Source organism: Sphingobium sp. SYK-6, assembly GCF_000283515.1.
Taxonomy (GTDB): domain Bacteria; phylum Pseudomonadota; class Alphaproteobacteria; order Sphingomonadales; family Sphingomonadaceae; genus Sphingobium; species Sphingobium lignivorans.
The window spans coordinates 3391452-3409705 of the sequence record NC_015976.1; the positions used below are offsets into that span (position 1 = coordinate 3391452).

Here is an 18254-nt window from a genome sequence, read left to right on the forward strand (position 1 = left end):
GATCGCCTGACCGGGTGTCCTGGGAGAAGAAGACACCCGGTTGCGCAGGGAACTCGCGTCAGAAGCGGAAGCGCACGCCGCCCGTGAGCAGCCGCCCGACGCGATCGTAGAAAGGAGAGCCCGCGGCGCTGGCTCCAGTGATGACCTGCGGCGTAATCGGCGGGTCATTATCCAGAAGATTGTTGACCTTGGCAAATATCTCTACCTCGGGCGTGATCTTGTAGCTGCCGTTAACGTCAATATAGGCTCGTCCGCCCACATGATTGTTGTTGATGCTATTGGGACCACCGCCCTCGAAATAGAGGCTGTTGTAAACGCCACCCTGGACGTAACGACCGAGAATTCCGAAAAGATAATTATTCGTTCTGTAGGAGAGGGATATGTTGCCGCGCCAGTGCGGTATGCCCGTCCCCGAACCCGTCTGACCGGCTGTTTCCCCATTCACCGAATTATAGAGCGTGCTCACATAGTTGGCGAGCGCACGAGCTGTGACGGAACCCTCCCCGACCGGGAACGAATACTCCGCTTCGATATCCACGCCTTTTGTCTTGAAGGTCGCGGCGTTCAGCAAGGTGGCGCGAACATCCGTGATCACGTTCGTGGCCGGATCGCGCGTGATCGCAGAACAGAAGGCGGTTACGCCGATATTGCATCCGTCGACGACCTGCTGGGCAGTCGGCGCCAGGATCGCGGAGTCGATCGAGATTGTGTAATAGTCGATGGAAAGATGAAAGCGCGGCAGGAACAACGGCTCGAGGACCACGCCGACCGTATAGGTTTTCGCCTTTTCGGGCTTCAGTGCGGTATTGCCGCCAGTCAGCTGATTGACGGTGCTCGAACGCGCCGGCGTGAACGAAGTATCGATCACGATTGGGCGGCCGGACGCCTGCCCGGAAAAGAGTTCGTTCACGTTGGGCGCGCGGATATCGCGCGACACAGTGCCGCGGAAGCGGATGCCCCGAACCGGCGTGTAGGTGGAACCGACCTTCCACGTCGTCACGGAGCCGCTGGTGCTGTAATCCGTCAGACGCAAGGCGCCGCTGACATCCAGTTCCTCGGCGATTGCCGAATCCTTCAGGACGGGCACGCCGATCTCGCCGTAAAGCTCCTTCACGTTGAAACGGCCGCTCAGCGTCTGGGCGTTGATCTGCCGCCAGCCGCTTGCCTGGGAAATCGGGTCGGAGACCTGACTGACCTCCTCGGTGCGATACTCGGCGCCAAGCGCGAGCTGAATGTCACCGGCGGGAAGGCTCATCGGGGATCCGCTGATATTCGCCGCGTACACATTCTGCCGCTGTTCGGAACGCGACGTGGACGTCCCGATATAATATGCGACGGCGGCGGCGCTGACCGACCCGGGACCGAAAAGATTTGACGGTACGCAGGCAGGGTCGTCATTCGTCGTGGACGCATCCACATTGATCCGACAGGCCGGCTGACCGGTCGCCGGGTTGATGACGGCGTCGATCGCATTCAGCCATCGGGCGTTGATCCGGTTGCTGGCATCGGCCCGCTCGTAGAGATTGCGGGAAATCTGTGCATAGGCGCTGTATTGCCAGCCGGCGCCGAACGTTCCTTCGATCCCCAACGCATAACGCCGCACGGTGGCGATCGTCGTGGTCGACAGAGTGCCATCTTCCTCATTGATGCGACCGATCGTCAACGTTCCGTTTGCGGGAATGAGATCGCGGATGGAGGCCGGCATGAATGCATTGTCGCGACGAAGGACAATCGTTCCGGAATCGATATTCGGATTCTGGTCGGTAAAGGCTTCGCTTCGTGACCACAGTGCGTCGGCGAAGATCGAGGTATCGTCCGTGAAGTCGAAGGAGACCCGCCCGAAGCCTGCGTAACGGGTATAGCGGGGCGTGATGTTCGCGGTCGCCATGGGGGTCCCGCCATCACCGCCTGTCATGAAACTGGACCCGACATTGGTTCCGAAATCGAACGGAAGAACCGTACCGCCCGGCCCGAACTGAATACCCCGCAGAGCAGCCGGGCTGTTGAGGGCCGTGACGCCGCCACTGATGAGCTGGGTGGTGGTGGAATTCGGGAGGATCAGACGCTGGGGCTGACCATTTGTCGTCGTGTAGGCCGGGTTGGTCAGAACCGCGTAGTTGTGGCTGCCCCAGGGACGCGTCGATTGGTCGAGCTGGCCCGTATTCCTGTAGAAGTCACCCGCGGCAATGACGTGGAGGCGCCCGCCCAGCGCGGATTTTCCGACCGCGAGAGAAGCACCCGGCTGGCGATGGTCACCATATGTCGTCTCGCTGTACTGGACGCTCCCCTTCACGCCCTCCAGTCGTGAATCGAGCGATATGTTCACGACGCCCGACACGGCGTCCGAGCCATATGCCGCCGAGGCACCACCGGTCACGATTTCAACCTTATTGATGAGAACGGCCGGAATGACGCTGACGTCCACGCCGCCACTTGAATCGGTCGCAGCAAAGCGACGTCCATCGAGCAGCAACAGCGTGCGGCTGGACCCGAGACCTCTGAGGTCGAGATTGCTCGCGCCGATCGGCGCGCTGACCTGACCGTTGTTCTGATTGAAACGCAACGTCGGCACATCCATCATCAGGTCGGTCACGGACCGGATGGCCTTCGCCTCCAGATCCTGCTGCCCGATGGATGTCACCGGCGTCGGCGCGGAAAATCCCACGAGGCGCGTGCCGGTGATAACGAGATCCTGCTTGTTCTCCGTCTCGTCGGCGACGTTTGCATCCTCAACCGCTTCCGGCTGCGCAAATGCTGGCATCGCACTCAATGAAACCGCCAAACACAGCCAGCTTGAACGCACTCCAAAAGAATTATCGAATTTCAATGACTTAAACCGCACAGCAGCCTCCCCTCCTTTTACCGGATTATTTTCCGGATTATATGGGCCGGCTACCGGAAAGTTTTCCGATAAACAAGCCATAATCTTATGATGAGGAAAGAGATCCCCCGAGGCACTGACATCGGGCCAGGAGCGCGCTCTGGCGAGCCTGGAAGAACGCCGGCCGTTCAAAGACCCCCGGCTTTGACAAGGCTTTCGCGCACATCGGCTGGCGGCGTCAGCTTGCCGATTTCGCCACTCGCGGGTGCGCCGATGCTGATCCACCAGCGGATCGCCTGGACCTGCGCGGGGTCGAGCGGCGTCTTGTTGTTCTTGGGCATGAAGTCGACATGGTTTCGCGCCACGGTGATACGATGGTACAGATCGCTCTTCCCGGGGTCCTTGGGCACGATGACGGGCCCGGTTTCGCCCCCTTTCATCATTTCATCGTAACGCACGAGCGAAAGGCCGCCCCGCTTCTTGTCGTCGTTGTGGCACGAGGCGCAGCGGTCACGGAAAGCAGGCGCGATCACATCAAGATAGATGTCCGCCTTGGCGATGTCGGTGATCGGCGGGCGCGGCGCCGCTTCCGGCGCAGCCTCTCCGGCGGCCAGTGATCGCAAGGGGCCCGGGGCAAATTCGGTCAGATAGGTCGATCCGTGCGTGAGGTTCCCGCCCAGATGGCCAGTCGCAGTCATCAGGATGAGGACCACCACGAGCGGGATTGGCCAGATCTTCGAGAAGGTGGCAGGCGCTTCGAGCCGCCAGGCCCAGATCGCAATGGCCGCGAAGGCGAGAGCCGTGCCGGCCCATCGATGAAGGCTCACCCCCGGCCCGGTGAAGCCCGGCTCCGTGGCATGCATATAGCCCAGGGCGACGGTGACCAGCGCGGAGATCGCCCCGGCAAGCCAGGTGAGCGATACTGCCGGAACGAGCGCGCCAAATCTTGGCCGACGCGACATTGCCTCCATCAGGACCGCCAGAAGCAGTATCCCGATGGGCAGATGAAGAACGAGAACATGAAAACGGCCGAGAAAGAAAATGAAGTCGTTCATCGGCGCGTGGTCCTTCTCGTCATGACGCCTGTTTCCTGGAAATGATGGCTGGGGTTGCGGACGCGGGCGCAGCGCGCGGTTCGGAAGCCGGCTCGCCTGGTGCGACCGTGGGCTTGCGGCGTTCGCACTGGAGTCCGCGCTCCTTGCAGAGCCGCTCGATCAGAGCGATTGTCGTCGGCTTGGCCTGCGCCGGCAGCGTCGCAAGGAACACGCCCTGGGCCCAGGTGAGCGCGGTCCGCCCCTGATCGTCGGCATCCTCCAGCCGCGCGCCTTTCTCGACGAGAAAGCGCACGATCTTGTCGGAACCGCGGTTCGCAGCTCCGTGCAGAGCGGTCACTTTCATGGAGTTGGCCGCGTTCACGTCCTGGCCGTATTTCATGCAGAGCTTGATCGCTTCCAGGAGCTGGTCCTCACCCTCGTCGTACGTCTGGTAGAACTGCCAGTTGACCCCCGCTGCGGCCATCAGCGGCGTCGTCCCGCGCCAGGTCGCGAGATTGGGATTTGCGCCATATTTTATGAGGAGCTTCATGGACGTGACGTCACCCGAAAGTGCCGCGCGCAGGAACGGTGTCTGCCCCGTGAAGTCGACCCACGAGAGCGAACCGCCATGCATCAGGAACTGACGGATGGGCGGATATTCATTCACGCGGGCATTGGGTTGCGCGCCTTTCTGAAGCAGCAGCTCGATGACCTTGAGCACTGCGGGGCGATCTATGCCGTGCTCCGTGCTGTCGCTCGCATACTCCACGTTGCGAATCTCGACGGCCGCGAAGAGCGGAGTGCGCCCGTACCAGTCCGCGGCGTTCACGTTCGCGCCGAGGCCGAGGAGATACGTGGCAATGTCCATCCGATTATTCAGAATGGCCATCAACAGCGGCCTGATGCCGTTCGGTTCTGCGCCCTCCCGAGGGGCACCGGCCTCAATGAGCATACGGGCGGATTCAAGGTCTCCGGCACGGACTGCATAATGGAGCGGCGTGAGCCCGCCTGCGATCGGCGGACGCTGTCCCTGCGGCGGGACGCCTCCGCGGATGATGCCGTCGCCATGCGATCCGTTGCCGAACCCCGGAGGTGTGAACTTGGGCGTATCGCCCACAATCGTTTTCGCATCGATCCTGGCACCGGCTTCGAGCAGGCGCCGCACGACATCCGGATGCGCGTTCCAGGCGGCCAGCATGAGCGGGGTGACGTGATGCGTCTTCTCTGCCGTGTTGACCGCAGCGCCCGCGTCGATCAGCCGGCTCACGACCCCCAGCGAGCCCTGCCGGGCAGCGGCGATCAATGGCGTCTCGCCCCGGACGTCCGGGATGTCCGGCTTCGCCCCGGCCTGGAGCAACCGCTTCACAAGGGCCTCGTCACCCTGTCCGCTGGCGATGTGCAGGGCCGTGGTCCCGAAGCGGTTGATCCCGTCCGGGTTCGCGCCATGATCCAGGAGCAGCGACACTGTCGGCTGGTCGGAGAAATGCGCGGCCCACAGGAGAGCTGGGGTCCCGTCTGCGCTGACCTGGCTTGGATCTGCCCCCTGCTCAAGCAGGGCGCGCGCCTCCGCCATCATTCTGCCGCTGGCTGCCTCGGCCATCCTGCGTCCAAGAATGCTTGCCTCCGGCGCCGGCAGCACTGGTGCGCGCGACCGCATGCTCAGCGCCGCGAGTGCGATCATGGCCAGAATGAAGACAATTCCAAGTGCTGCGGCGAGCCGCGGCACCGCCAGTTTAGAGATCCACGGTTCCGGTGCTGTCGCCGAACTTGTCGACATTGACGTTCGCTTTCTGCAGAATTGTTAGAAGGAGATTTGAAAGCGGACGCTTCCCTGACCCCGATCGGATGTGGCGATTGCCCTTGATCGAACCCGAGCCTCCTCCCGCCATGACGATGGGGACAGGGTCATGGTTGTGGACATTGCTGTCCCCCATCCCGCTTCCCCACATGAGAATGCTGTTGTCGAGCAGGCTGCCATCGCCGTCCGGCGTGCTCTTCATCTTCTCGAGCAGATAGGCGAACATGCTGACGTGATAGGCGTTGAGCTGAGCGAGCTTGTCCTTGTTCGCCTGGATATTGCTGTGATGCGAGAGAGGGTGGAACGCCTCACGGACACCACTTTTCGGATAGATCGCGTTGCTGATCTCGACGGCGACCATGAGCGTGGAGATGCGCGTCATCTCTGTCTGCCAGGCAAGTACCTGCAGATCGAACAGCATCTTGATGTGGTCCTCGAAATCGGCAGGGATGCCGACAGGCGTGGGCGGCAGGTCGAGGTCGCTCGATGCCTGCTGCTCGGCAAGCGCAACGCGCCGCTCGACTTCGCGGACGTCCGTCAGATACTGATCGAGACGGCGTCGATCGGCCGCGGGCAGGTTCCGCTGCAGCGAGGACGTCTGCTCCAGCACGCCATCCAGAATGCTTGCCGCCTGCTGGCGATTTGCGGCGCGCGCATTCCCGTCCCGACCATCGCCGAACAGACGCTCGAAAACGACTTGCGGGTTGCGTTCGACCGGCAGCGGACTGTGCTCGTCGGACCAGGCGAGGCTGTCACGATAAGCGCAGCTCCACCCTTCCCCGCATGTCGCCGAGCTCCCTTCTATCCCGAGCTCGAGCGACGGAAGCGGCGTCTCCTGGCCGATTTTCCGGGCAGCGAGCTGATCGATGGTGATGCCGAGCCGGTTCTCGTTCTTGTGCATCGCCGCGCCGCTGAGATAGGTCGCACACGAGCTGGAATGATGCGCGGCGGCCGAGCCGTCCTCCGTGTAGGCAAGCGGCAGTCCCATGTCGCTGATCACGTTCAGCCAGGGCCGGTAAGGCTCGAGCGAGCGCAATGTCGGCGACATCGCGAAATCGGTTCCATCGGTGGCGGGCGTCCATTTGTCCATCACCGCGCCGTGCGGCACATAATAGAAGCCCAGGCGCGTCCGGCTCGCGGCTCCCGAGACATTCGTCGCGGCAGGCAGCATCGATTCCAGGAAGGGCAAAGCCAGCGCAGCCCCGCCAAAGCCCCTCAGGAGCGTCCGTCGCGACAGGTGCTTCTTTGTGATATAGTGCATCTCACGCCACCTTTCCGAGTGCTCGGCCTCGCGGCCCCACTCTCGTCTCAGACCTTGATCAGTTCGACTTCGAAACCATCGGGATCGGTAAAGCGGAGCCGCACCGCGGTTGCGCCACTCAGCGGCTTCGCACCGAGCGACACCAGACCCGCCGACACTTTGACAGGATCGAATGGACCCACCCGGATTCCGACGCGCTTGAAGCCCGTCGCTCCGCCGGGCGACTGCGGTGCGAGGCGGATCGTCGTATCCGCCGCGCGATACCAGATCTCACCCTTCTCCCTGGCCGGCGTCCGGGCGAAAAAGCGGTCGTAGAAGCGGCTGGAAGCACCGAGATCGGCGACGCGCAGCAGAACATTGTCCATCCCATATGGCTGCACCAGGCCGTATCCGCGTCCCAATATGCGCTCTGCCGGAATGTTCGTCTCCGTCAGGCCAGCCGGATCCTTGAGCAACTGCAGGCCGATCTTGTCGGGATCCAGCACCATGCCCCGCGCGGCTGGCGGCAGTCCGAGCGCCGAAAGAGCCGCATTCATCTTGTCGCGATCATAGCCTTCGACGGCCACGCAATAATGATCCATGACCGGCGCCGGCTGGCTGGCGCGACTGCCGATCGCGATATAGGCCTTGCCGATCATCACATAATAGCGCAGCGGCGGGTCCATCTCCTTGAAAAGCCCATGGCCGAACACAGCGCTGTAGAAGCGCGCGGTCGGAGTCACGTCCGGCACTGTCATCGCAAAATGCTCCAGGCCGGTCGTGATCAGGGGAAGTTCATCCCCGCGAAGCGCCGCCGCGCCCGCAAGGGAACTGCTCAGCAATGGCAGGCTGGCCGCGCCGATGAGCAATGTACGACGTGCGACATCGGGAATGGTCTCGTGTTCGATCACGCAGCTTTCCTTTTCTTTTCCGCTTGCGATTCTTCGGTCCGGGTCGAGCGGGACGGAGGCCCGAGCGGCCGCGCCGCGTTGGTTCGCGTGAGAAAGGGCTGGCTTTCCACCACGCCCATGATGATCGAGATGAGCCCGTTCCCCTGGGACTTGGAGCGCCGCATCACCTCGCGGACCGCGGGCATTTCATGCGCATTGACCGGCCGCCCAAGCGCATAGGTCATGAGCTTCGAGGTCAGGTTCGCCACGAACGCGTCGGAATATTTCAGAAGCGCGCGGTTCAGATCCGCACTGTCGCGCAATGCCGTGCCATCGACCAACGTACCCGATGCATTGATGGGGAACGGCCCGTCATGTGTGCGCCACTTCCCCGTCTGATCGAAATTCTCCATCGTCAGTCCGATGGGGTCCATCATGTTGTGGCAGCTGGCACAGGCCGGGTTCTCACGATGCTGGGCAAGCCGTTCCCGCAGTGTCTGGGGCGTCTTGACGGACGCATCCAGATTGGTCTCGACACCCGGCGGCGGCGGCGACGGCGGCACGCCAAGGATGTTTTCCAGCACCCATGCACCTCTGATGACGGGCGACGTGCGGTTGGCGACCGATGTGACGGTCAGGATGCTTGCATGCCCCAGCAGGCCGCGACGCGGATTGCTGGGGGGAAGCGCGATGCGACGGAAATAGTCGCCTTGCACGCCCTTGATGCCGTAATGCCGCGCCAGCCGTTCGTTCACGAACGTATAATCTGCATTGAGCAGCTCAACGGCAGGACGATCGCCGCGCAGCACGTTCGCAAACAGCAGCTTGGTTTCCCGCTCCATCGCGAAGCGCAGATTGTCGTCGAAATCCTTGCTCTCGCGCTCTGCGCTGGCGAGTTGCCGCAGATTGAGCCATTGGCCGGCAAAATTGTCGACGAACGCATCGGCGCGCTTGTCTGCGATCATGCGGCGGACCTGGCGCTCCAGCTCCGCCGGCTGGGTCAGCTTGCCGCTGACGGCCGACGCCATCAGCGCGCCATCGGGAATGCTGCTCCAGAGGAAGAAGGACAGACGCGAGGCGAACTCGATCGGCGATACCGGATAGACCGAGCCCGGAGCGGCACCGGCAGGCTCCTGCTCAACCCGATAAAGGAAGCGGGGATCGACCAGGACATAGGCCAGCGCTTGCTGAACGCCCGTCTCGAAATTGCCGCGCCCCCGGCCTTGATCATAATATCGCATCAGCAAGTCCATGTCGGCGGACTGCTCCGCCACCGGCCGGCGGAACGCCTTGCCGGCCAGGCGCGCAACGATACTGCGCGCGCAGGCTCGCTCCTCCATCGGCTTGCGCGGATAGCAGCTGAAGATCTTTGAGCGGGTGGCGGTCTTGCCGACGCCCTTGACGTTGAACGGCCCGTTGACCGCGACGTCCATGATCGTGCCCTTAACGTTGAAGGTCGCGTAGATCTCATCGACACCGGGCTCCAGATCCACGTCGCGCAACGCCACTGTGACGGGGAACTCGCCGGCACGGACATGGACGCGCGCTTTCCCCTTGCTGTCGACCGGAAATGCCTTTCCGGCGACCGTCAGATCGACATTGGGCATCTTCCCGCCGCCATATTTCCTGAACAAGGTGATGCCGGGCCCGGCACGCACCTCGACCTCGTAGTCGCCCTCGACCGGGAAAAGCACGTTGAGCCGTACGCCGCCGCGCGTGCCGAGCGGCAGGCCCGCTATGTACCGGCTGTTGTCGAGCTTCTGGGGTACGGGGAAGGCCCGCCGCGCGGATGCCATGGTCGGATCGCCCACCGCCAGGCGGCTGATGCGCATGCCTGCGTTCAGATAGCCCTGAACCAGCGCGGGCGACGTGGTGAGGATCTCCCCGATATTGTCGAAACCCTTCGTGGACGGGTCCGGGGGCAGCAACGTCGTGACATCGACGTTCAGGCCAAGAAGGTCCCGGATGACATTGCCATACTCGCTCCGGGTCAGACGGCGCAGAACGGCGGGAGCGGGCAACGGCTTGGCGCCATCCAGACTGGACGTGATCGCCTGGATCAGCTCGCGCGCCTCGGCTTTGCTGGGTCGCGGCTCACCCGCCGGGGGCATCATGCCGCTGGACAGGCGCCGCACTGTGGCCTCCCATAGCTCGGGAGCCTTCGACGGATTGGCGAGACTCATCTCGTCGAAGGCGAGCCCCGCCGTCTTCTCGACACTGTCGTGACAACTCATGCAGTATTTGCCGATCAGGGGGTGCGGCGCCTTGGCCAGCATCGCCGGCGATGGCGCATCGCTGCCGCCGACCGGGAACAGATAGGCGAGCAGAACGAGCACCAAAGCCATGGCGGCGACGGCGAGGTGGCGGATTCCCTTTCCGCCCTCGGCGATCGCGCCCCTGTCATGCCCTTGCCAGAGATACGCCCGGAACTGAGCCGGAGAAACGTGCATCATAACCCGAATCCCATGCCCCATCCCCAAAGCCGGAACTATTTCCGATCTTTACCGAAAAACTTTCCGGCTATGGTTATGACCTACAATGGGGGTTGTCAAGGGAACTCAGTTCAGCATTAATGAAGCGCACCTGGACGCACGGCCCTTCACAAGTGGCACCTGACTGGTCCTGGCAAGGTTACGGCAGAGCAAAAAAGGAAAGCCAGTTGACCAAATCGACCACGAACGATGACGAATACATCCCTTCTCTTGAGAAGGGGCTTGCGGTCATTGCCTTGTTCAGCTCAGACAACCCTGAATGGACGCTCAGCCAGATTTCGCGAGAGCTCAAGATAACGCCGGGAAGCACTCGAAGAATACTGAGGACGCTGGAATTATTAGGCTATGCGGTAAACAATGATGGCCGCTTTCGGCTGACTGCCAAAGTTCTTGGCCTTGGAACGGCATACCTGTCGTCGCAGCCTTTTTCTCAAGCAGCGGGACCATTGCTCAGGGAACTTGCGGCAAAATATCATATCAATTGTAACCTCGCCATCCTCGACAATCGCGATGTCGTTTACGTGGCGCGTGCCACTTACAAGGATTTCGAGAACTATTATATTCATGTCGGCGCACGTGTCCCGGCTTACGCGACTTCATCCGGCAAGGTGTTACTCGCTTCCCTGTCGCCTGAGGAACTCGAAACGCTTCTCGATGGCTGGACACTGGAAGCATTCACGCCAAATACGATCGCGTCACACGAAAAACTTCGTGAGGTTCTGGATGAGGTTCGCACACGCGACTATGCGACGAACGATCAGGACATTTTCCTCGGACAGCGGTCGATCTCTGTCCCCCTTCGGATCGATGGCAGAACGACGGCAGCGATCGTAGCAGCGACATCCGTCAGCCGGACCACGCTTGAGGGTCTCGTGACCGATCTGTTGCCGCCGCTCCAGGCGGCGGCCAGGGAGCTGGAGGAGACAGCGGCCGTTCTTCTTTGATCGAGTCCATTACAGGCGCGAAAATGGCCACTCTGAAGAGCGGGCCATTTTTCTGTTCAGCCTTTCTGGGACATGACAGGTCCGTTGGCGGAACCCCGGCCCCGCGCTCCCGTGAACGCTCGAACAGGATCCAGTAGCTGCGGCCGGGCATCTTGATATCGTCCACGGCCTTTAGGAAAGCTGCCAGGATGATGCGATGCGTGCGTCAGCCGGCGCGTTCGAAAATGGCTGCCAGACCCTGCCCGCCGCCGATGCACATCGCCTCGAGACCGTAGCGGGCCTTGCGACGACCAAGCTCGTGCAGCAGCGTCGCCATGATCCGGGCGCCGGTCACACCGATCGGGTGTCCAAGCGAGATTCCGGAGCCATTGACGTTGAGGATCTCGTGGCGCTCGTCATTCTCGCTCCAGCCCCAGAGCTTCAGGAGGGCAAGAACCTGACAGGCGAATGCTTCGTTGATCTCGAGAAGGTCGATGTCCTTCCAGTCGAGGCCGGTCCGCTGGAACAGGCGAGCGACCGCCGGGATTGGTCCGATGCCCATGCGCGAGGGATCGCAGCCGGCCGCAGCCCAGCCAACGAACCAGCCTGACGGTTGAAGGCCAAGCGCCTCCAGCCGGTCTTCCGCGACGACAAGGCAGGCGGCGGCGGCGTCATTCTGCTGGCTGGCATTGCCGGCTGTGACGACGCCCCCTTCGATCGGTCGCAAGGCGCTCAAGCTCTCGAGCGACGCATCCGGCCGGATGCCTTCATCCTGGGCGAACACGACCGGGTCACCGCGACGCTGGGGCACCGTCACCGGCACGACCTCGGCATCGAAGCGCCCCTCGCGCCAGGCAGCCGCGGCGCGGTGGTGGGATCGGACCGCATAGGCGTCCGACGCCTCCCGCGCGATGCCATGATCCTTGGCCACATTTTCGGCGGTCTCTATCATGCCGGTGATCACGCCATAACGCTCGATGGGCTGGGACATGAGGCGCGCGCGGGTCAGCCGATCGTGAAGCTCGACATTCCCCATGCGGGCGCCCGAACGAAGCGCGCTGGTATAATGTTCGACATTGGACATGCTCTCGGCGCCGCCGGCGACCACGACATCGGCGGCGCCGGTCTGGACCATCATGGCGGCCTCGATCACGGCCTGAAGGCCCGAGCCGCAGCGCCGGTCGAGCTGGAAGCCCGGGATGGTCTGGGGCAACCCGGCCGCGAGCCAGGACCAGCGGCCGATCGCAGGCGCTTCGCCGCTCGGATAGCCATGCCCGAAGACGACATCATCCACCCGCTCCGGGTCGATGCCGCTTCGCTCGACTAGAGCCTTGAGGATCGTTGCGCCCAGTTGTCCGGCATTGAGGGCCGAGAGCCCGCCGCCGAACTTTCCGACCGGGGTCCGCAGGGGCGAAACAATGGCGGCGCGACGAAGCTTCATGATGCAGGACTCCTGGGAATGTCTTGGATTGTCAGATGGCGCGTTCGAGCTGCCCTGCGGCGGCTCGCAGGTCCGGCAGGACGGTCTCGATGAGATCGTCGCGCGAATGAGCGTCGGAAAAGGTCGCGATGTTGAGGGCCGCGACCACGGTTCCGTCCCGATCGCGCACGGGAACCGCGAGCGATCGCAAGCCTATCTCCAGCTCTCCCTCAACCAGCGCCCAGCGTTGTTCGGCGACCTCGCTCAGCACGCCTGAGAGCTGGCCCTTGTCCACAACCGTCCGATCGGTTCGCACTTCAAGCACCGAGCTATCGATCCACGCCCTGCGCACGCTGGCGGGAAGATAGGCGAGCAGCACGCGCCCCATCGACGTGCAGTGGCTCGGCAGGGTGCTGCCGACCAGCAGGGGCGCCGCGATGATCTGGTTTCGTTCGGCGCGCGCGATGTAGATCACGCGGCCGGGGTCCCGGGGGTCCAGCGTTCCCACGGAGACGGTCTCCTGCAGCCGGTCCCGAAGGCCATTGGCAATCGCCTGACTGGCGCTCGCCAATGGCGTCGAGGTGAGATAGCCGCAGGCCAGCGGCAAGAGGCCCGGCGTCAGAAAGAAACGGCCGCGCTGCTCCCGGACATAACCGAGCTGAACCAGCGTGTGCAGGCAACGCCCGGCGCTCGCGCGGGTGAGGCCGGTGACGCGCGCCGTCTCGGCGTTTGACAGCGAAACCTGCCCCTCGAAGGCACGCAGCACCTCAAGTCCACGGGCCAGGGACAGCATGAAACTGGGATCGCTCTGGCCCGAACACGGGTCACCCTGGTCCAGCATTGACCTCGCTCTCTTTTCCGATTATTGATTCATTTGTTCGATAATCGGACATATAGGCAGGAAATGGCAAAACGCAAGATATTCCAGGACGCCGATGAAGCGCTCGCCGGCATTGCCTTTGACGGCATGACGATCATGTCGGGCGGCTTCGGGCTCTCGGGAAATCCCGAGCATCTCATCGCCGGCCTCCTGCGCAGTGGCGTGAAGGATCTCACGATCATCTCGAACAATTGCGGGGCGGACGGCTTTGGCCTTTGGACACTGCTCAACAACAGCCAGATCAGGAAGATGATCTCATCCTACATTGGAGAGAACAAACTGTTCGCCGAGCTCTACCTCACGGGGAAGCTGGAGCTCGAGCTCACCCCCCAGGGTACGCTTGCCGAGCGCGTCAGGGCAGGCGGTGCCGGCATTCCCGCTTTCTACACCAGGACGGGGGTCGGCACGGTCGTTGCCGAGGGGAAGCCGGTCGAGACGTTTGAAGGCGCCCTCTACGTGCGGGAGACCTGGCTGCGCGCCGACCTCGCGATCGTGAAGGCCTGGAAAGCCGATCCGGAAGGCAATCTCATTTATCGCAAGACCGCGCGGAACTTCAATCCGGACATGGCGACGGCCGGCAAGGTGACGATCGCAGAGGTCGAGGAGATCGTGCCCGCCGGAACCTTCGATCCTGACCAGGTGCATACGCCAGGCATTTATGTGAACCGGATCATCCAGGGCCCTTCCTATGAAAAGCGGATCGAATTCCGCACGACCCGCGAGCGTGAAGGAGCAGCCGGCTGATGGCGTGGACGCGCGAGGAAATGGCCGCTCAGGCGGCACGCGAGCTCCAGGATGGCTATTATGTCAATCTTGGGATCGGCATTCCGACCCTGGTCGCCAACCATGTGCCGACCGACATTGACGTGGTCCTGCAATCCGAGAACGGCATGCTGGGGATCGGGCCCTTCCCCTTCGAGGACGATGTCGACCCCGATCTCATCAACGCCGGCAAGCAGACGGTCACGGCCCTGCCCACGTCGAGCTTTTTCAGCTCGTCGGCGAGCTTCGCCATGATCCGCGGCGGCCATATCGACCTCGCGATCCTGGGCGCGATGGAAGTCGCCGGCAATGGCGATCTTGCCAACTGGTCGGTGCCGGGCAAGATGATCAAGGGCATGGGCGGGGCGATGGACCTTGTCGCCGGCGTGAAGCGCGTCGTGGTCGTCATGAGCCATATCGACAAGGCGGGAAGCCCCAAGATCGTTCCGCGCTGCACATTGCCACTGACGGGCGCCGGCGTCGTCGATGCGATCATCTCGGAACTCGGCCGGTTCAATCTGGACCGCGCGACCGAGAGCCTCATCGTTCAGGACATCGCCAACGGCGTCTCGCTGGAGGAAATCCGCCAGAAGACAGAGATTCCCGTCATCGGTTGAGCCGATGAGGGCGATAAGCGGGGCCAGTAGACGGGAGAGCGGAAAAACTGGCGGAGGAGCGTGTTGGCAGCGACGCCCATGCATCGGCCGACCCGACATCCTCCAACCGTGACCAACGCGGTCGACCAGGAGGGATATCCTCCCGACCGATCCGACCGGCGCTCAAACGACCGCAGAGCGATGACCGGACGCTGGGGTTTTGCGAGCGGCAATGGTGCGCTGGCCGGGGGGCACTGCGAACAAAACAGCCGTTTCCAGGACGAATATCAATCGCCAGAGACGGCGTCTGGAGGCCCGAGCCGGAATCGAACCGGCGTATACGGATTTGCAGTCCGCTGCGTCACCACTCCGCCATCGGGCCTCGGTCGCGGTGGAGCAGCGCGGCTAGCCCAAATCGCACGCGGACGCAATCCGCTTTGCCGGCTCCGTGGCCCTGCCGCGGTGCCAAAGCCATTCAAGCGGAAAATTGTTTCACTGTGCGCTGCAAAAAGACTAGAGAGACAGGCAGCGCCATTTGGTGTATTGTAACAGCAATACAGTTATGTCATCAGGGACGGCATGAGCGAGCAGAATTTCCAGGCAATGCGCCGCGCAATGGTGGAAAGCCAGTTGCGCACGAACGACGTGAATGATCCGGCGATCATCGAGGCGATTCTCGCCGAGCCGCGTGAGGCTTATGTGCCGGCGGAACGCCGGGCCGCAGCCTATACCGACCGCGCCGTGCCACTGGGCAACGGCCGCGCGCTCAATCCGGCGCTGGCCACGGCCCGCCTGCTCGTGGAAGTGGCGCCCCGCGCGGGCCAGCGCGTGCTTCTGATCGGTGCGGCGACGGGCTATGCGGCGGCGCTGCTGGCGCGGCTGGGCTGCGTCGTCGTGGCGATCGAGGAAGATCCGGTTCTGGCCGAGCAGGCCGCACGGCAGTTGGGCGATCGCCCGGGCATTACCCTTCACGCCGGCCCGCTGGCCGCGGGATGGCCGGAAGGCGCGCCTTATGACCTGCTGTTCGTCGATGGCGCGGTGGAAGAGCTGGCCGATGCGCTGATCCAGCAGCTCAAGGTGGACGGGCGCGCGGCCTTCGCAACTGCGGAACGCGGCGTTACGCGCCTTTGCGCCGGTGCGCGCTCGGCGGGCGGCTTTGGCGCGCGGGCATTCGCGGACAGCGAAGCGGTCATCCTGCCCGGTTTCGCCCGGCCCAAAGCCTTCACTTTCTGACCAGAGGCCGAAAACCACCATGCCCCTTCGATCGACTGCGCGCCTCGCGATCCTGACGGCCCTGCTCGGAAGCACGGCCCTGCCGGCGGGTGCCGAGACGCTGCAGGAAGCGCTTGCTGCCGCCTATCGCGACAACCCGACGCTGACGGCGACGCGGGCCGGCCAGCGCGCGACGGACGAAAATTATAATATCCAGAAGGCGAACGGCCTCCCCAGCCTGAGCGTGGAGACCGTCTATCAGGAAAACGCCTATCGCGAGATTCCAAATGCCTTCCAGCCCGATCGCACGATCTCGGCGACGGGGCGCATTTCCGCACCGATCTATTCGGGCGGCCGGGTGCGCAATGGCATGAAGAGCGCGCGCACGCGCATCGAGGCCGGCCAGCTCGACTTGCGGGCGACGGAGCTGAGCATCTTCAGCCAGGTCGTCGCGGCTTATATGGATGTCATCCGCGGCCAGTCGGTGGTGGCGCTCAGCCGCAACAACGTCCAGGTTCTGGAAGTGAACCTGCGGGCGACCAACAACCGCTTCCAGGTCGGCGATCTCACCCGGACGGACGTTGCCCAGTCCGAATCCCGCCTGTCGCTCGCGCGCGGCGATCTCAAGACGGCCGAGGCGCAGCTCATCGAGGCGCGCGAGCGCTATATCAATCTTGTCGGGCACGAGCCGGTCGACCTCCAGCCGCCGCCTTCGCTTCCGGGCCTGCCGGCGAGCCCGGACACCGCGGTCGACATCGCGCTTGCGAACAATCCCGATCTCGCGGCGGCGGAGAAGCTGACCGAGGCGGCGAAATATGACGTGCGCGTCGCGCGCGGGCTGCGTCACCCGACCGTCTCGGCCTTCACCAACAGTCAGTACACGACTGACCTCGACTCCACGCCGGATGCGACCATTCAGCAATATGGCAAGACCGTCACGGTCGGCGCCTCGATCGTGCTGCCGCTTTATCAGGGCGGCGGCCCGGCCGCGCAGGTTCGCCAGAGCCAGGCCCGCGAGCAGCAGGCGATGGAGCAGCGGACCGCCGTCGAGCGCAATATCATTGCCCAGACGCGCTCGCTCTTCTCAAGCTGGCAGGCCAGCAACGAAGTGATCGAGTCGAGCCGCGTGGCGGTGGATGCGAGCGCCTTGTCCCTGCAGGGCGTGCGCGCGGAAAACAGCGTCGGCACCCGGACCATTCTCGACATCCTCAATGCCGAGCAGGAAAGCTTCATCGCGCGCGTCCAGCTCGTGACGGCCGAGCGCAATGCCTATGTGGCGGCTTTCTCGCTCCTGGCAGCGATGGGCCAGATCAGCCCCACGGATTTCGGGGTCAGCAGCACGGACATCCAGGACCCCCGGACCAATTATGGCCGGGTCAAGGGCAAGTGGTTCGACTGGGATGACGATCCGGCGCCGGCGCCGATTTCGTCGCGCACGGTTGACTCGACGACGCAAAACGCGACAGTAAAGCCCGAGGGAACCAACTGATCGTCGGGGATTGAATGGGCGCGATGCCGAACGAACCGTCGATGGAAGAAATTCTGTCTTCCATCAAGCGGATCATCGCCGAGGAGGATGGCGCCGCGCAGGCGCCCCGCGCCCCCCGTCGTGCTGCCCCGGCCAGCGCCGCCGCAGTCCCGGCCAGCCTGGTAACCGACGATCATATCCTGGAGCTTACCGATGCCTTGCCCGGTGAGACGCACGCCGGCCCAGCGCAGGAGGAGCCCGCGATGACCCCGCCAGCCAAGCCAGAGAGCAAGTCCGCCCGGGCCGAAGCGCCGAAGGCCGAAGCCAGGACGGCAAAGCCGCGCAGCAATGCTGCGCCCGCCACCGCCGCTCCCGTCCCCGGCGTCATGTCGGACATGAGCACGCAGGCCGCGCGCGAGTCCCTCGTCAATCTGTCCCGGCTGCTGATCCGCCCCGAGGATGGGCCGGCGGGCACGCTGGAGGATCTGGTCCGCGAGATGCTGCGCCCGATGCTGAAGGACTGGCTGGACGCGCATCTGCCCGGGCTGGTCGAAACGCTGGTCAAGCGCGAGATCGACCGCATCACTGGCCGAGTATGACGGCCGGGCTGTAGCGCTCCCCACGAGCCGACAGTCCGGCTGATCGTCGGCTTTTCCACTTCCGCCGGGCTTTCGGGCCCGCATGACATCACCCGCCCTTCTCGCGCGCCCGTGCCCAT

General features: G+C 63.5%; 14 protein-coding genes and 1 tRNA gene. 6 read left to right on the plus strand and 9 right to left on the minus strand.

All coding sequences use genetic code 11. The features are described from left to right. Positions 1-58 precede the first annotated feature (58 nt). The 6 genes from SLG_RS15530 to SLG_RS15555 form a co-directional block, all read right to left on the minus strand. Positions 59-2803: a TonB-dependent receptor domain-containing protein gene (locus SLG_RS15530; protein WP_041392110.1), complete on the minus strand. Its 2745-nt coding sequence runs from the start codon at positions 2801-2803 to the stop codon at positions 59-61. A gap of 206 nt (positions 2804-3009) precedes the next feature. Beyond that, positions 3010-3876: a c-type cytochrome domain-containing protein gene (locus SLG_RS15535; protein WP_014077452.1), complete on the minus strand. Its 867-nt coding sequence runs from the start codon at positions 3874-3876 to the stop codon at positions 3010-3012. Between the two features lie 19 nt (positions 3877-3895). Further along, positions 3896-5632: an ankyrin repeat domain-containing protein gene (locus SLG_RS15540; protein ID WP_083853419.1), complete on the minus strand. Its 1737-nt coding sequence runs from the start codon at positions 5630-5632 to the stop codon at positions 3896-3898. Beyond that, entirely contained in the window at positions 5589-6914 is a 1326-nt protein-coding gene (locus SLG_RS15545; RefSeq protein WP_014077454.1) for a DUF1552 domain-containing protein, read from the minus strand. The genes SLG_RS15540 and SLG_RS15545 overlap by 44 nt, the downstream gene beginning before the upstream one ends. Before the next feature lie 47 nt (positions 6915-6961). Beyond that, a complete protein-coding gene (locus SLG_RS15550; protein WP_014077455.1) occupies positions 6962-7804 on the minus strand; it encodes a hypothetical protein in 843 nt (280 codons plus the stop codon). Then, the gene (locus SLG_RS15555; RefSeq protein ID WP_051003787.1) at positions 7801-10236 is read right to left on the minus strand and encodes a DUF1592 domain-containing protein; all 2436 of its coding nucleotides are present in this window, start codon (positions 10234-10236) and stop codon (positions 7801-7803) included. Before SLG_RS15555 ends, SLG_RS15550 begins: the two co-directional genes overlap by 4 nt. Before the next feature lie 206 nt (positions 10237-10442). On the opposite strand from SLG_RS15555, the gene SLG_RS15560 reads away from it, so the two are divergent. Further along, complete coding sequence (locus SLG_RS15560) at positions 10443-11219, plus strand: IclR family transcriptional regulator domain-containing protein (RefSeq protein WP_041392112.1); 777 nt, start codon at positions 10443-10445, stop codon at positions 11217-11219. Positions 11220-11424: 205 nt separating this feature from the next. Here the strand turns inward: SLG_RS15560 and SLG_RS15565 are convergent, their stop codons facing one another. Next, a complete protein-coding gene (locus SLG_RS15565; RefSeq protein ID WP_014077458.1) occupies positions 11425-12639 on the minus strand; it encodes an acetyl-CoA C-acetyltransferase in 1215 nt (404 codons plus the stop codon). Between the two features lie 31 nt (positions 12640-12670). Beyond that, entirely contained in the window at positions 12671-13459 is a 789-nt protein-coding gene (locus tag SLG_RS15570; protein WP_014077459.1) for an IclR family transcriptional regulator domain-containing protein, read from the minus strand. Positions 13460-13522: 63 nt separating this feature from the next. On the opposite strand from SLG_RS15570, the gene SLG_RS15575 reads away from it, so the two are divergent. Together SLG_RS15575 and SLG_RS15580 are read left to right on the plus strand one after the other, a co-directional pair. Continuing rightward, on the plus strand, positions 13523-14242 hold the full coding sequence (locus SLG_RS15575) for a CoA transferase subunit A (RefSeq protein WP_014077460.1): 720 nt from the start codon (positions 13523-13525) through the stop codon (positions 14240-14242). Next, on the plus strand, positions 14242-14877 hold the full coding sequence (locus SLG_RS15580) for a 3-oxoacid CoA-transferase subunit B (protein ID WP_014077461.1): 636 nt from the start codon (positions 14242-14244) through the stop codon (positions 14875-14877). The genes SLG_RS15575 and SLG_RS15580 overlap by 1 nt, the downstream gene beginning before the upstream one ends. A gap of 287 nt (positions 14878-15164) precedes the next feature. Here SLG_RS15580 and SLG_RS15585 read toward each other — a convergent pair. Continuing rightward, positions 15165-15238: transfer RNA gene (locus SLG_RS15585), tRNA-Cys, on the minus strand. A 197-nt stretch (positions 15239-15435) separates the two neighbouring features. Between SLG_RS15585 and SLG_RS15590 the strand changes: the two genes are divergently transcribed. From SLG_RS15590 to SLG_RS15600, 3 genes are read left to right on the plus strand one after another with little or no spacing between them, the layout of a single operon-like run. Continuing rightward, positions 15436-16089, plus strand: coding sequence for a protein-L-isoaspartate O-methyltransferase family protein (locus SLG_RS15590; RefSeq protein ID WP_014077462.1), 654 nt, complete (start codon positions 15436-15438; stop codon positions 16087-16089). A 19-nt stretch (positions 16090-16108) separates the two neighbouring features. Further along, positions 16109-17557: a TolC family outer membrane protein gene (locus SLG_RS15595; RefSeq protein ID WP_014077463.1), complete on the plus strand. Its 1449-nt coding sequence runs from the start codon at positions 16109-16111 to the stop codon at positions 17555-17557. Between the two features lie 23 nt (positions 17558-17580). After that, positions 17581-18135, plus strand: a complete 555-nt coding sequence (locus tag SLG_RS15600) for a DUF2497 domain-containing protein (protein WP_331386494.1) — start codon at positions 17581-17583, stop codon at positions 18133-18135. The last annotated feature ends 119 nt before the right edge of the window (positions 18136-18254 follow it).

Bases quoted from the DNA above. Each gene is read 5' to 3' on its own strand.
- SLG_RS15580 (WP_014077461.1), top strand. From the start codon at position 14,242: ATGGCGTGGACGCGCGAGGAAATGGCCGCTCAGGCGGCACGCGAGCTC.
- SLG_RS15570 (WP_014077459.1), bottom strand. From the start codon at position 13,459: ATGCTGGACCAGGGTGACCCGTGTTCGGGCCAGAGCGATCCCAGTTTC.
- SLG_RS15575 (WP_014077460.1), top strand. From the start codon at position 13,523: ATGGCAAAACGCAAGATATTCCAGGACGCCGATGAAGCGCTCGCCGGC.
- SLG_RS15540 (WP_083853419.1), bottom strand. From the start codon at position 5,632: ATGTCGACAAGTTCGGCGACAGCACCGGAACCGTGGATCTCTAAACTG.
- SLG_RS15545 (WP_014077454.1), bottom strand. From the start codon at position 6,914: ATGCACTATATCACAAAGAAGCACCTGTCGCGACGGACGCTCCTGAGG.
- SLG_RS15555 (WP_051003787.1), bottom strand. From the start codon at position 10,236: ATGATGCACGTTTCTCCGGCTCAGTTCCGGGCGTATCTCTGGCAAGGG.
- SLG_RS15590 (WP_014077462.1), top strand. From the start codon at position 15,436: ATGAGCGAGCAGAATTTCCAGGCAATGCGCCGCGCAATGGTGGAAAGC.
- SLG_RS15595 (WP_014077463.1), top strand. From the start codon at position 16,109: ATGCCCCTTCGATCGACTGCGCGCCTCGCGATCCTGACGGCCCTGCTC.
- SLG_RS15535 (WP_014077452.1), bottom strand. From the start codon at position 3,876: ATGAACGACTTCATTTTCTTTCTCGGCCGTTTTCATGTTCTCGTTCTT.
- SLG_RS15600 (WP_331386494.1), top strand. From the start codon at position 17,581: ATGCCGAACGAACCGTCGATGGAAGAAATTCTGTCTTCCATCAAGCGG.
- SLG_RS15565 (WP_014077458.1), bottom strand. From the start codon at position 12,639: ATGAAGCTTCGTCGCGCCGCCATTGTTTCGCCCCTGCGGACCCCGGTC.